The organism is Maricaulis sp. (assembly GCF_017642925.1).
Taxonomy (GTDB): Bacteria; Pseudomonadota; Alphaproteobacteria; order Caulobacterales; family Maricaulaceae; genus Maricaulis.
This window is the reverse complement of the sequence record NZ_JAEPOL010000006.1, coordinates 85,428-99,103: the sequence shown is the minus strand read 5'-3', so window position 1 is coordinate 99,103 and position 13,676 is coordinate 85,428. Positions and strand designations below refer to the sequence as shown.

The following is a 13,676-nucleotide window of genomic DNA, read 5'->3' as shown; positions in this document are numbered from 1 at the left end:
CGCTCAATCTGAGTATGCAGTGTCCCTCAAATCCGCAGGAAGAGGGATTGTCACCATGGCCGGACACTCCAAATGGGCCAATATCCAGCACCGCAAAGGGCGCCAGGACAAGCTGCGCTCCAAGCTGTTCTCGCGTCTGTCGAAGGAAATCTCGATCGCTGCGAAAATGGGCGGCCCGGACCCCGACGCCAATCCCCGCCTGCGTCTGGCCATCGCCAATGCCAAGGGCCAGTCGATGCCCAAGGACAATATCCAGCGCGCCATCGACAAGGCGTCCGGCGGCGACAGCGAAGCCTACGAAGACATCCGCTATGAAGGCTTCGGTCCGGCCGGCATCGGGGTGATCGTGGAAGTGTCCACCGACAACCGCAACCGCGCCGCTGCCGAGGTTCGCACCGCCTTCGCAAAGAATGGCGGCAATATGGGCGAGACCGGTTCGGTCGCCTTCATGTTCGATAATGTCGGCGAGATCCGCTATCCGCTCTCCAAGGCGGACGAGGATGCGATGATGGAAGCCGCCATCGAGGCCGGCGCCGAGGATGTAGCCTCCGAAGCCGGTGACGAGGATGAGGAAGGCGAACACATCATCTACACCGCCCGCGAGGATCTGATGGATGTCGTGACGGCCCTGTCCGGCACGTTCGACGATCCCTCCTCGGCCAAGCTGATCTGGAAGCCGCAGAACCTCATCGAGGTGACCGGCGACAAGGTCGCGACGCTGATGAAGATGATGGAAGCGCTGGAAGATTGCGACGACGTCCAGAACGTCTACGCCAATTTCGACGTTTCCGACGAGGACATGGCCGCCCTGGGCTGATAGGACCTCCTTTAGGGGGCAGTTTGCCGGGGACATTCATGGAGCATGCACGCCGTTTTGCCGACTGGGGCCGCAGCCAGGCTCTGCCATTCTGGGCAGAGCGGGGCTGGGACCGGCATAATGGCGGCTTCTTTGAAACACTCGACATGGACGGAGCCGGCATAACCGGCGATATCCGGCGCGTGCGGGCCCAGGCCCGCCAGGCCTATGTCTTCGCCCGCGCCGCCTGCGAGGGCTGGCTCGATCGTACCGATCTGGCCGAAGCCGGCCTGGACCGGCTGGCACGGATTGCCCGGTCGCCCGACGGCCAGCCGGGCTGGGTGCACCTGGTCCATGATGATGGCCGGGTCGCCGACAGCCGGCGCGACTTCTACGATCATGCCTTCATCATCCTGGCGGCGGCCTGGGTCTGGAAAGCAACCGGTGCTGTACGCTTCCTCGACATGGCACACGAGACGCTGGCCTTTCTCGACACGCACATGCCGGCCGGTCACGGCGGCTACCGCGAGGCGATCGGGGCGCCGCTTCTGCCCCGCCGGCAAAACCCGCACATGCATCTTTTTGAAGCCTTGCTGTCGCTCTACGAGCTGACCGGCGAGACCGGTCTGGTGCCGCGGATCGATGCGATCAAGGGGCTTTTCGACCGGCACTTTTTTGTGGCCGAGACCGGGCTCTTGCGGGAATTCTTCGAACCGGACTGGCAGCCGCATGGCGAAAAGGGCGCTCATGTCGAGCCCGGGCACTGGTGCGAATGGACCTGGCTGCTTGCCGAGCATGGCCGGCTTCTGGGCCGCGAAGCAGACCCGGCCGGACCGATGCTTTACCGGCGGGCCATGGAGCAGGGGCGCAGTGAGCAGACCGGCCTTCTGATGGCGGGCATGACAGCGCAAGGCGATATCGTCGACGCCCGCTCGCGTACCTGGATGCAGACCGAATGGGTGCGCGCGGCCGCCGTCGCGGGCAGCCGCGGCGAGCTCGACCAGGCCTGCGGCACGCTGGTTCGCTGGCATCTCGAAGGTGTCGTTCCGGGCGGCTGGATCGACAAGCGGGGCGCAGGTGGTGAGGATCTGGCATCGGGCATGCCAGCCTCGACGCTCTATCACCTCGTCGGTGCTCTGGCGGAAGTGGAACGCCATCTCTGAGCGCAGTTCATATTGTCATATGGGAGCGCTAACTCTACGGTCTCGACCTGACCGAAAGACGGGATATTCATGGTGTTGACGTCCGACATTGCCGCCCATGCCGAACGCCTCGGCAAAGTCTCGCTCCGCACGCTCGCCGACAGCGGCGAGACGCGTTCGAACCGCCTGCTCGCCAGCGCCGCCGGCATCGAGTTCGACGCGTCAAAGCAGCGGCTCGACGAGGCGGCGCTCACTGCGCTGTTCAAGGCGGCCCGCGAAGCCGGGCTGGAAGAACAGCGCGACAGGCTCCTGTCGGGCGGTGTCGTGAACCCGACCGAGGGTCGTCCCGCCCTGCACATGGCCTATCGGCATGGCGCCAGGATATCCGGCACGCCGGAGGCCGAGCTCGTCGACAGGACCCAGGCGCAGACGCGCGCTTTTGCGGAGACCGTCCGGTCCGGTGACTACGCACCGTCGGGCCGGCCGATCACCCGCATCGTCAATATCGGTATCGGCGGATCGGATCTGGGACCGCGGCTTGTGGCAGACGCCCTGTCGGACCTGGCCGGTGACGGGCCCGAGCTGCGCTTTGTGGCTTCGCTCGATCCAAGCGACCTGAAACAGGCCGTATCGGGCGTCGAGCCGGAAGCCATCCTGTTCGTGGTCGCGTCGAAATCATTCTCGACCCAGGAAACGCTGATGTCGGCCGAGGCCGCGCGCGACTGGCTGGAAGGGCATGTCGGGCCCGAGCGAGTCGGTGCCCATTTCGTGGCTGCCTCGGCAGCACCGGACAAGGCGCGGGCGTTCGGCATCGCGCCGGAGCATGTGTTCGATTTTCCCGACTGGGTGGGCGGACGTTATTCGGTATGGAGCGCAGTCGGACTGGCGCTCGAGATCGGACTGGGCCCGGATCTGTTCGAGGACTTCCGGGCCGGTGCCCGCGACATGGACTCGCATTTCGCTGTCGCGCCGCTGGAAGAGAACCTTCCGGTGCTCAAAGGGTTGATCGACGTATGGAACCGTGTGGCGCTGGGCTATCCCAGCCGCTGCGTCGCGGCCTATTCGGCGCGCCTCGGCAAGCTGGCCGATTATTTCCAGCAGCTGGAGATGGAATCGCTCGGCAAGTCGGTGACGCTGGACAATCGCCCGGGACCGACGCCCGGCGGGGCGCTTGTCTGGGGCGGCAACGGCACCGAGATCCAGCACTCGTTTTTCCAGTGGCTGCATCAGGGCAGGGATGTCGTGCCGGTCGACTTCATCGGCATCGCCCGGCATTTCGCCAGTTCCGATCCGCGCGAGCGGGCGCTGGCGGCCAATATGGCGGCCCAGGGGGCTGCATTGCTGGATGGACGGCAGGTCGACCCCGAGGCCGAGCCCCTGCTGGCGGCGCACAAGTCCATGCCGGGCGGGCGTCCGTCGAACACGCTTTTGCTCGACGACCTGTCCGCCCGCACGCTCGGCGCGCTTATCGCCTTGCACGAACACAAGGTTTTCGTCGAAAGCGTGATGTACGAGATCAATCCCTTTGATCAATGGGGCGTCGAGCTGGGAAAAGTTCTGACCAAGGGGATTTTGGACGGCGAGATATCCGAGTATGACGCCTCGACTCGTGCCCTTCTTGCCCGTACGGGTCTGATACAGGACTAGTGCCGGCGATCGCGCGCCGGTGTCCGACCGGCCGACCAGTGGAGATCGCCGCATGAAAGCACCGAACGGAACCTCGCTCACGGCGATGGCGAACGCCATACGTGCCCTGTCCATGGATGCCGTCCAGGCGGCCAATTCGGGCCACCCCGGCATGCCGATGGGCATGGCCGACGTGGCGACCGTTCTCTGGTCGCGCCACATGAAGTTCGATCCGGCGGCACCGGCCTGGGCCGATCGCGACCGTTTCGTCCTGTCGGCCGGCCATGGCTCGATGTTGCTCTATTCGCTCCTCCACCTGACCGGGTTCGAGGACATGACGATGGATCAGATCAAGCAGTTCCGTCAGCTCGATTCGCTCACCGCGGGCCATCCGGAATACGGCCACACGCCGGGCGTCGAGGCGACGACCGGGCCGCTGGGGCAGGGCATCTCCATGTCGGTCGGCATGGCGCTGGCCGAGCGCATGATGAATGCCCGCTATGGCGACGATCTCGTCGATCACCGCACCTGGGTTATCGCCTCGGACGGCGACCTGCAGGAAGGCATCAGCCACGAGGCGATCTCGCTGGCGGGGCATCTCGGGCTGAACCGTCTTTGCGTCCTGTGGGACGATAACGAGATCTCGATCGACGGCCCGACGCAGCTCTCCGAGTCGACCGATGTCCTCAAGCGCTTCGAGGCGGCCAACTGGGTCGTGTCGCGTATCGACGGTCACGACATGGAGGCGATCGACGCGGCGCTCGAGGCGGCCAGGACGAGCGACAAGCCGGTGCTGATCGCCTGCCGCACGACGATCGGCTATGGCGCGCCGACGAAGGCCGGAACCGCCGGCAGCCACGGCTCGCCGCTGGGGCCGGACGAGATCGCCGGTGCGCGCAAGGCGCTGGGCTGGGATCACCCGGCCTTCGAAGTCCCGTCCGACATCCTGGACGCCTGGCGCGCCGCCGGCTCTCCGGACGCGCACGCTGCCTGGCGCGAACGCCTGGCCGACCACGACCAGGCCGATGCCTTCGTGGCCCAGCTGTCCGGTGAACCGGGCGAAGCCGAGCTGGCCGCTTTGGCCGCGTGGCGCCGGAAGGTGGCTGAAGACAAGCCGGCCCTGGCCACGCGTGCCTCGTCCGGCCAGGCCCTCGGCGCCATTATCGGCGACTGGCCCGGCCTGGTGGGCGGTTCGGCCGACCTGACCGGGTCCAACCTCACCAAGACGCCGGATGTCGGTGTGGTGAAGGCGGGCGATTATGCCGGCCAGTACATCCATTTCGGTGTGCGCGAGCACGGCATGGCAGCCTGCGCCAACGGCATGTCGCTGCATGGCGGCTTCCGTCCGCATGTGGCGACTTTCCTGGTGTTCTCCGATTATTGCCGCCCGTCGATCCGCATGTCGGCATTGATGCAGCAGCCGGTCATCTATGTGATGACCCACGACTCGATCGGTCTGGGCGAGGACGGGCCGACCCACCAGCCGGTGGAAACGCTGGCTGCGCTGCGGGCCATTCCCAATGTCGAGGTCTTCCGCCCCTGCGATGCGCTGGAAACCGCCGAGGCCTGGGAAGCCGCGCTGACGCGTCTCGACGGTCCGACCGTGCTGGCCCTGTCACGCCAGAAACTTCCGCATCTGCGTTCTGACGATGGTGCCGAGAATCTGTCGGCGCGCGGCGCCTATACCCTGCTCGACAGCGATAGCGCGCCTGATGTGCTGCTGATCGCGACGGGATCGGAAGTGTCGCTGGCCGTCGACGCCGCCGCAACGCTGGCCGGCGAGGGTATCGCTGCACGTGTGGTGTCCGCGCCCTGTGTCGAGCGTTTCCTGGCCCAGGATGCCGGCTATCAGGACGCGGTTCTGCCGCAGGGCGTTCCCTGTGTCGCGGCAGAAGCTGCGCTGCGCTATGGCTGGGATGCCGTGATCGGCCGCGGCGGGGCGTTCGTCGGCATGAACGGATTTGGTGCCAGTGCGCCAGCCGAGACGCTGTACGCGCACTTCGGTATCACGGCCGACGCGATTGCGGCAGCTGCACGCGGGCTTGTGCGCGGCTAGCGCCTCCGCGGCTAAGAGGCGGTCAGTCGTCGAGCGATACCGGTGCGCCGGTATCGCCGGCGGTGTCCGGCCGGTCCGGAGAGAACCGGACCAGGTGGCCACGATCTGTCGTGCCGATCCAGAAATCCCCGTCCGGCGCCTCGACCGTGTTGGACAGATAGCCCAGGCGCCCCTCGGGATCGTGCCAGCTGTCCAGCGCCTCTCCGGTTTCCGGGTCGAGCGCGAGAATGAAGGCGCGTGCGGGGCCGGCGCCGGGGCGCAGCCATTCCGGCACTTTCATCAGGAATTGCGTGACGCGCGGATGACGATGCAGGAAGCCGAGAAGCGGTACGCGCTGTGACGGCATGGTGACGAGCAGACGGCCGTGGCTGTCCGTCGCCAACCCGTCCGGCAGGCCTGGCAGATTGTCGATGAAGATATCCTTGCTGCCCGCGTCCGGCCCGTCGATCCAGATCCGAACGATGCGGTAGCGGAATGTCTCGGCGACGAGAACCGAGCGACCGTCGGCGGCCAGTTCGATTCCGTTGGGGTAATGCAGCCGGCTGCGGACCAGTCGGGTCTGGTGCGTGGCCGGATCCCAGACATAGAGCGCACCGCTGGGGCGGTTTTCCATCATGTCGTGGAGATAGCCGTCCCGATTGCTGCCATGGCCCCACCGGGTGGAGGAGTCGGTAAAGAAGATCCGGCCGTCCGGCGCTGCGGCGAGATCGTTCACATAGCCGAACGGGTGCGCCGGTGCCCCGGAGCTGACAAGCGTATAATGCCCGGTCTCCACATCAAGCGCATAAAGGCCCGATATGGCCGCCACCCCCAGAACGTTCGGAGCGATCCAGTCGAGGCCGAGGATCAGCGTCTCGCAGACCCGCGCGACTTCTTCGATGACCGGTTCGTCAATGCCCTCGTGGGGGGAAAGACGCATGACGCGTCCGTCAGCGGTGCCGAAATAGATCGTGCCGCTATCGGAAACGGCGATGCCTTCGCCGCTTCCCGGCAGGCCGACATTGATGGCGACGGCATCGGCCAGTGCGCCATCGGGCTCCAGAGCGCCGGTCATCGCCGGCGCAACCGGTTCGTCCCAGTAGGTCGGACTGATAGGCGAGGGCCACATCGACCATAACAGGGTAAACGCGGCCAGGCAGCCGATCAGGATGAGGGTCAGTCTCAGACGCATGCGCTCGCCGGTTCGCCACAGGAATCGCACGTCCCGACAGTCGCGGGCCGTGCGCAGGGGCCGCATGTAGAGTTAGAGCTGTATCCCCTGCAAGGCGAACTCCGGTACTGAATTATGACCTGAGGTATCAGGCCTCGTCCGGGACGATCAGGCCGAAGGCGTGCAATTTGCCCATCGTGTCGCGGGCGGCATCCGCGTCCAGACCGTCAAATGTCTCCAGCGAGACCGTTCCGCCATCGAGCAGTGTGTGCAGGCCCGGCTCGGCCGCCGCCGGGAAGCGAACCTCTCCGCCCGCGGTCACGATCACCACATCCTCGCCATCGCCAGCCAGGCGCCAGGGCACGAAGGGGCGGAGCCGGAAGTTGCGTCCCGGTTCGGACGGGGCGGCAAAGCCGGAAATCGTGCCGCCGACATCCGGCATGCGGGAACGGATGAAGCTGTCGGCGAACAGGTCCATCGCCTCGTCCAGCCTGGCTTCGCCGGCCAGGGTTTCAGCCAGGCTGGCGAAATGGGCCTGGGCATCAGTGCGGTCGAAGTCCGGACGGGCATAGCCGACCGGAAGGGAGCGGCGGAAAGCCGGATGGCGCAACGCCACTTCGGACACCGCTTCCAGCATCAGATCGGCCCAGGTCTTCACGATCAGTCCGAGTGTGATGTGCAGGGAGGGTTCGTCGCCGTGGGTCGAGGCGTCGTGCATCAGACCGCGCGGGACATAGGCGCATTCGCCGGCCTTCAGGACGAACTCCTCCACCGGTTCCCCGACCTTGTGGTCGTCCGGACGGAAGCCTTCGCCGCGATAGGGATTTTCGACGGGGGTGTTATAGAGGCGCCAGTATTTCTCGCCGGAAACCTGCAGCACGAAGACGTCGTGATCGTCGTAATGGGTCCGGAAGCCCTGATTGTGCGGCGGCGTGAGATAGATATTGGTCTGCACATGGCAGGAGAGCAGCGCCTCCATCGCCCGGCAGAACTCGCCGAGCACCGGATCGGCGAGGTGCAGCTGTGGCAGGATGATGGTCGCGCCGCGACGATACTGGTCGGCCACGCCGCCAGGATCGATATAGCCGGTCTCGAAGGTGAAGTCGTTCGGCCGCACCGGCGGTTCCGAGCGCGCCATGTCCAGTGATCCGGCGCGCAGATCGCGCGAGGATACAATCGCGTCGATGCGGTCGATCGTGAGCAGACCCTGATAGCGCGCAGGATCGTCCCGGTGGACGATCAGCGCCTTGCGCTCATGATAGTCACGAAAAAAGGTTTCCGCGTCGAACGGAGCAATGAGGCTGGCGATCGGGTCGTTCAGCCAGGCAGGACGGGACATGGCAATGGGACTCCGCGTGTGTAGCGAAAGCGTGGAGGAGAGGCAGTCGAAACGTCAGGGATCAGCAATAGCGGCCATTGCCGACCGGGTCGGCATAGCTGCCCGTATCGCTGTCGGTGCAACCGGAATTATAGCCGCCGCTACCGCCCCGGCCATTGCCGGGCGGGTCGGCATAGCGTCCTGAATCGCTGTCCGTGATGCCGGAACCGTAACCGCCGCGCCCGCGGCCGGCCGGGTCGGCATAGGGGCCGCTGTCATTGTCAGTGATCCCCGTGCTGCCGCGTCCGGCGCCCGGCGGGTCGGCATAGCTGCCCGTATCGCTGTCGGTGATCCCGGAGCCGCGGCCCCGTCCGACCGGATCGGCATAGCGGCCGGTATCCCGGTCGGTGATGCCACCGCCCCGTCCCTGGCCGGGTGGGTCTGCATAGCGGCCGGTGTCGCTGTCGGTGATACCGCCGCCGCGATAGCCGCGTCCGCCGCCAACGGGATCATAGGGATCGCTGTCGGAATAGCCGGTCGTGGCGCAGCCTGTCACCGTTCCGACGGCGCCGACGGAAACCGCCGCGCCGGCAACCCGGGTCAGAAAGGAGCGCCGGCTGAGTTTACCGCGCTTGGCCATGGTCTGCCGCCTCCCGGTCAGTAGCCGGGACGGCCACGGCCCACGGCATCGGCGCAGGAGCCGGTGTCGCTGTCGGTCGTGCCGTTACGCACCGGCCCGCGTCCGCGTCCGCCGGGGTCGGCGCAGGAACCGCTGTCGGCATCGGTCCAGCTGTTGCCGGACGAGCCGCGGCCATTGCCGGCCGGGTCGGCATAGGTGCCGGTATCGCTGTCGGTGATGCCCGTCGTGGAGCGCGAGCCGCCGCGGCCATAGCCTGCGCGGTCGGCATTCGGACCGGTATCGCTGTCGGTCAGGCCGGTACGGCCATAGCCGGCCCGGTCGGCATAGCTTCCCGTGTCGCTGTCGGTCCGTCCCGTATAGTTCTGGGCCTGTGCGCCACCCGTCACGATCGAGGCGGCGCCTGTCATCGCGGCAGCACCTGCAACGCGCGCCAGGAATGAACGGCGGCTCAGCTTTCCTTTTTTGGCCATGTCGGCTCCCCTGCCTTGCTGCGGACCCTCCCCAGGGGCCGCCCTGTCCCTCTGCCCGCCTGCGCGGATCTGATGCGTGCCGTCGAAACCCAACGTCCGCCAAATAAAGGCTGGACGTTTGTCCCGTCTGCACATCATCGGCGCAATCGCCATGCAGACTGCGCTGCACGCGCAATGCGTTACGGCAATCTTCCTCCGCCGCGCTGATCCGGTCAAACGAAATACGTGAATTAATTTGTATTATAAAACAATATATTACGAGCTTTATTGCGAGGGTGTCGCAAAGTAATTGCTATTGATTTTCACTTGCGCCCATTTGTGCGTCTCATTTGCAAGTCGGGCGGCTTGCGTTCACGGCTTGTTCCGGTTTGCCGGATGGTGCTAAGTCTGGTGCAAACAGGGGGCGGAATGTCTGCAGCGGTCACTATTCTCGGTATCGATCCCGGATTGCGCCGGATGGGGTGGGGTATCGTCCGTGCAGACGGCACGCGGCTGAGCGCAGTGGCGCATGGCGTCGTCACGCCGCCGACCGACGCGGCGCTCTCCGTGCGGCTGGATCACATCTTCCAGGCCGTGACGGACCTTGTGGCCGAGTACCGGCCGGATGAATCCGCGATCGAGGAAGCCTTCATGGCGGCAAACGCCGCATCTGCGCTGAAGCTGGGGCATGCCCGGGCGGCGGCGCTGCTTGCGCCCGCCCGTGCCGGCTTGCCGGTCAGCGAGTACGCAGCGCGGCTCGTGAAGAAGAGCGTCGTCGGCACCGGCGGGGCCGGCAAGGATCAGGTGGCGGCGATGGTCGGCGTGCTCCTGCCGGGGACAAAGGCGAAGGCCGATGCAGCCGACGCGCTGGCGGTTGCTATCTGTCACGCTCATCATCGCAAGGCCGCCAGCATCGGGAGCGCAGCATGATCGGCATGCTCAAGGGTATCGTCGAGGCCGTCGGCGCCGACGAAGCGGTGATCGACGTCAACGGCGTGGGTTATCTTGTGGGCTGCGCCTCGCGCACGCTCGCCCGGCTCGAACCGGGCCAGCCTGTCACGCTGCACATTGAAACCCATGTCCGCGAGGACGCCTTTCGCCTGTTCGGCTTCCTGGAGGATATCGAGCGGGCCTGGTTCGTTCACCTGCAGAACATCCAGGGCGTCGGCGCCAAGGCGGCCTTCGCGATACTCGACACCGTTCCGGTCTCCGAGATCGCCAATGCCGCCGCGCTGGGGGACAAGTCGACCTTTGCCCGCGCCAAGGGTGTCGGACCGAAGCTGGCGACGCGTATCGCGACCGAGCTGAAGGACAAGGCACCGCCCCAGGGGCGCAGCTTCTCGATCGGGCTGGCGCCGCATTCTGCGGACACAGGCTCCAGCGAGACGGTGGCTCGCAAGCCTGAGAGGTCGGCGGGCGGCGCATCTCGGGAAGACGCGGTCTCGGCCCTGACCAATCTGGGCTATCACGAAAGCCTCGCACGCCAGGCGGTCGCCACCGTGTTGCGGGACAAGGGTGAGGATACGCCGCTCAACGACGTCATACGCCTGTCGCTGAAGGAGCTGGCGCCGTGATGCGGGCGGCTTTCTCCGGCGCGCGGATCGGTCTAGACCCGGTCTGATGAGCGACATGCCCGACAGCGACGACGACGAACGACTGATCGGCCGGGAACAACAACCCGGCGACGGGCGGGACCGTGCGCTGCGCCCGCTCAGCTTTTCCGACTTCGTCGGTCAGAAGGCGGCCATCGCCAATCTCAAGGTCTTCGTCGAGGCGGCCCGCCGCCGCGAGGAGGCGCTGGACCACGTCCTGCTGTCCGGACCGCCCGGCCTCGGCAAGACGACGCTGGCCCAGATCGTGGCGCGGGAAATGGGTGTCGGCTTCCGGGCGACCTCGGGGCCGGTGATTGCAAAGGCGGGCGACCTGGCCGCCATCCTGACCAATCTGGAGCCGCGCGACGTTCTCTTTATCGACGAGATCCACCGGCTTGCCCCCGCGGTCGAGGAAATCCTCTATCCGGCGATGGAGGACTTCTGCCTCGATCTCGTGATCGGCGAGGGGCCTTCCGCCCGCACGGTCCGGATCGAGTTGCCGCCCTTCACACTGGTCGGCGCAACCACGCGGGCTGGCCTGCTGGCGACGCCGCTGCGCGACCGGTTCGGTGTGCCTGTCCGGCTGGAATTCTATGACGAGGCCGAACTCGGCTTTATCGTCTCGCGGGCGGCCAGCAAGTTCGGTATCGATGCGACGCCGGACGGGGCTCGCGAGATCGCGCGCCGCGCCCGCGGCACGCCGCGCGTGGCCGGCCGTCTGCTGCGCCGGGTCCGGGACTTCGCGGAGGCGGAAGGGGCAACCGAGATATCCGCACCTGTCGCCGATCGCGCCCTGGGGCGTCTGGAAGTCGATGCGCTGGGCCTGGACAGTCTGGACCGCCGCTATCTCAAGGCGCTCACCGAGAGCTTCGGCGGCGGCCCCGTCGGGGTCGAGACGCTTGCTGCGGCACTCGCCGAGGCGCGCGACGCGCTGGAGGACGTGGTCGAACCCTTCCTGATCCAGCAGGGCTTCATCCAGCGCACACCGCGTGGCCGACTGGCCGCTGCGCGGGCATGGGAGCATCTGGGACTGGCGCCGCCGCAAAGCGGCAATACCGGTCAGACCGGCCTGTTTGGCAAGTAGACCGCAGCCCCGTCAGGCGCTGCGTCTGGTCGCGGCCGGCATTGCGGCGTCACGTGTATGCTGGCCCAGGACTTCCAGCAGGGCTTCCCGCGAAATCGGCTTTGCGATCACGCCGGTCATGCCTGCGGACACATACTCGTTGATATGGGTCTGCATCACATTGGCCGTCACGGCATAGACCGGCACCGGCGCGCGGCCTGCAGCCGCTTCCCGCTCGCGCAGCTGCCGGGTTGCGGTGATCCCGTCGAGAACGGGCATCTGGGAATCCATCAGGACAAGATCGAAATCGCCGCTTGCGAGGGCGTCGAGGGCCTGCTGCCCGTCCTCGACCATCACGAGCGTCTCCGTCACATCGGCCAGCAAGGCTTTCAGCACCATGCGATTGGTCAGATTGTCGTCGGCGGCCAGGACACGGAGGCGCTGGCCGCGCAGGGCGGTGTCGCACAAGGCCGACGGGCAGCCGCAGTCCAGTACGGGCGCCGCCGTGTCGGCCGGATCCACGCGCAGCCGGACACGGAAGGTCGAGCCGGAGCCCGGCGTGCTGTCGACGGCGATCTCGCCGCTCATCAGTTCGCACAGGCGCCGGCAGATCGCCAGTCCGAGCCCCGTGCCGCCGAAAGTACGCGCCGTTCCCGGCTTGGCCTGGGTGAAGGGCTGGAAGAGGCGTTCGACGTCCGGTGCGGCGATGCCGATCCCGGTATCGCGCACGGTGATCCGGATGTCCCGTCCCGGCAAGCTTGCGGCGCGCTCGCAGTCGATTTCGACGCGCACCTCGCCTTCGGCCGTGAACTTGATGGCATTGGACACCAAATTGTTCAGGACCTGGCTGATCCGCACCGGGTCGCCGATCAGGTCCTCCCGGGCGCCCTCACCAAGCGCGATGGAGAAACCGATACCCTTTTCACGCGCCGCCGGGCCGTAGAGCGCTTCCACCGTTCCGGCGACGTCGGCGAGGTTGAAGCGTGTGGCCTCGATCTCCAGCTTGCCGGCCTCGATCTTCGACAGGTCCAGCACATCATTGACCAGGCGCAGCAACAGGCGGCCGGACCGGGCCAGGGTCTCGGCCTGCCGCTTGTGAGCATCGGGAATATCGGCCTGCTCCAGCGCCTGTGCCATGCCCAGCACGGCGTTCATGGGGGTGCGGATTTCGTGACTCATGCCGGCCAGGAAGTCCGACTTGGCGCGATTGGCGGCGTTGGCGCTCTGGCGCGCCTGGTCGAGTGCGCGTCCGGCGCCCTCCAGCTCGTGCTGGAAGACGGATGCAGCGATGCCCACACCCAGCGTGATGATAACGAGGACGACGGTTGTCCAGCCCACCTGGTAGGCGGAAATATCGTTCTCGAAGGGATTCTCGATGAGACCGCCCGGACCACCGACCGAGTAGAGCAACAGCATGGTAAGGCAGCACAAGAGCGCGGCAACAAGGCCGGATCTGTGACCGATCAGGAAAGCAGCCGGGACCGGCAGGCCAACGAAATAGATGGCTGCAGGGTGGTACATGCCACCGATTGTGCCGATCATCCCGGTCACTAGCAGGTAGAGAGCGACACACAAGGCGATACCCGCCGGCTTCACCAGTCGTGGACTGCGTGCGATGAGCGGGATCGACAGTGCGCTGAGCGGAATGACAAGCCCGGCGCTCGCCTGGACAGGATAAACCTCGATGTTCTCGACGAAGTTGAGGGCACCGGCAAAGCCGCCGAGCACAGCCACGGTGATCGCCATAATGTTCAGCATGCGCTCGCGCGCTGCGCGCAGGATGTCACCGTCCCGGACCGGCGGCCATGCCAGTTCCCACAGCTTTCTCATGACATCCGGCCCCC

The 13,676-nt window shown here is 66.3% G+C and carries 12 protein-coding genes; 7 read left to right on the top strand and 5 right to left on the bottom strand.

The genetic code is table 11. The features are described 5' to 3' along the window. The first annotated feature begins 55 nt into the window (after window positions 1–55). From JJ918_RS06690 to tkt, 4 genes are all read left to right on the top strand, one after another. Window positions 56–817 (top strand): YebC/PmpR family DNA-binding transcriptional regulator, encoded by a 762-nt coding sequence (locus tag JJ918_RS06690; RefSeq protein ID WP_291884879.1) that lies wholly within the window; start codon window positions 56–58, stop codon window positions 815–817. Window positions 818–855: 38 nt separating this feature from the next. Then, window positions 856–1,959 carry an AGE family epimerase/isomerase gene (locus JJ918_RS06685; protein WP_291884876.1) on the top strand — a complete coding sequence of 368 codons (1,104 nt, stop codon included), beginning with the start codon at window positions 856–858 and terminating at the stop codon, window positions 1,957–1,959. 69 nt (window positions 1,960–2,028) lie between these two features. After that, window positions 2,029–3,585 (top strand): glucose-6-phosphate isomerase, encoded by a 1,557-nt coding sequence (gene pgi, locus JJ918_RS06680; protein WP_291884873.1) that lies wholly within the window; start codon window positions 2,029–2,031, stop codon window positions 3,583–3,585. A 52-nt stretch (window positions 3,586–3,637) separates the two neighbouring features. Then, window positions 3,638–5,620, top strand: coding sequence for a transketolase (tkt, locus tag JJ918_RS06675; RefSeq protein ID WP_291884870.1), 1,983 nt, complete (start codon window positions 3,638–3,640; stop codon window positions 5,618–5,620). Between the two features lie 22 nt (window positions 5,621–5,642). Here the strand turns inward: tkt and JJ918_RS06670 are convergent, their stop codons facing one another. The 4 genes from JJ918_RS06670 to JJ918_RS06655 all read right to left on the bottom strand — a co-directional run bounded on the left by JJ918_RS06670 (window position 5,643) and on the right by JJ918_RS06655 (window position 9,198). Then, window positions 5,643–6,791, bottom strand: coding sequence for an SMP-30/gluconolactonase/LRE family protein (locus JJ918_RS06670; protein WP_291884868.1), 1,149 nt, complete (start codon window positions 6,789–6,791; stop codon window positions 5,643–5,645). A gap of 127 nt (window positions 6,792–6,918) precedes the next feature. Continuing rightward, the gene (locus tag JJ918_RS06665) at window positions 6,919–8,109 is read right to left on the bottom strand and encodes a cupin domain-containing protein (protein ID WP_291884865.1); all 1,191 of its coding nucleotides are present in this window, start codon (window positions 8,107–8,109) and stop codon (window positions 6,919–6,921) included. 61 nt (window positions 8,110–8,170) lie between these two features. Continuing rightward, entirely contained in the window at window positions 8,171–8,728 is a 558-nt protein-coding gene (locus JJ918_RS06660; protein ID WP_291884862.1) for a hypothetical protein, read from the bottom strand. Window positions 8,729–8,745: 17 nt separating this feature from the next. Beyond that, window positions 8,746–9,198 (bottom strand): hypothetical protein, encoded by a 453-nt coding sequence (locus JJ918_RS06655; protein ID WP_291884857.1) that lies wholly within the window; start codon window positions 9,196–9,198, stop codon window positions 8,746–8,748. Window positions 9,199–9,606: 408 nt separating this feature from the next. Between JJ918_RS06655 and ruvC the strand changes: the two genes are divergently transcribed. From ruvC to ruvB, 3 genes are read left to right on the top strand one after another with little or no spacing between them, the layout of a single operon-like run. After that, window positions 9,607–10,107 (top strand): crossover junction endodeoxyribonuclease RuvC, encoded by a 501-nt coding sequence (gene ruvC / locus JJ918_RS06650; RefSeq protein ID WP_291884855.1) that lies wholly within the window; start codon window positions 9,607–9,609, stop codon window positions 10,105–10,107. After that, window positions 10,104–10,751: a Holliday junction branch migration protein RuvA gene (ruvA, locus tag JJ918_RS06645; protein ID WP_291884852.1), complete on the top strand. Its 648-nt coding sequence runs from the start codon at window positions 10,104–10,106 to the stop codon at window positions 10,749–10,751. Before ruvC ends, ruvA begins: the two co-directional genes overlap by 4 nt. 46 nt (window positions 10,752–10,797) lie before the next feature. Then, on the top strand, window positions 10,798–11,853 hold the full coding sequence (gene ruvB / locus JJ918_RS06640) for a Holliday junction branch migration DNA helicase RuvB (RefSeq protein ID WP_291884848.1): 1,056 nt from the start codon (window positions 10,798–10,800) through the stop codon (window positions 11,851–11,853). A gap of 12 nt (window positions 11,854–11,865) precedes the next feature. Here ruvB and JJ918_RS06635 read toward each other — a convergent pair whose 3' ends face one another. Further along, a complete protein-coding gene (locus JJ918_RS06635; protein WP_291884846.1) occupies window positions 11,866–13,662 on the bottom strand; it encodes an ATP-binding protein in 1,797 nt (598 codons plus the stop codon). Between the last annotated feature and the right edge of the window lie 14 nt (window positions 13,663–13,676).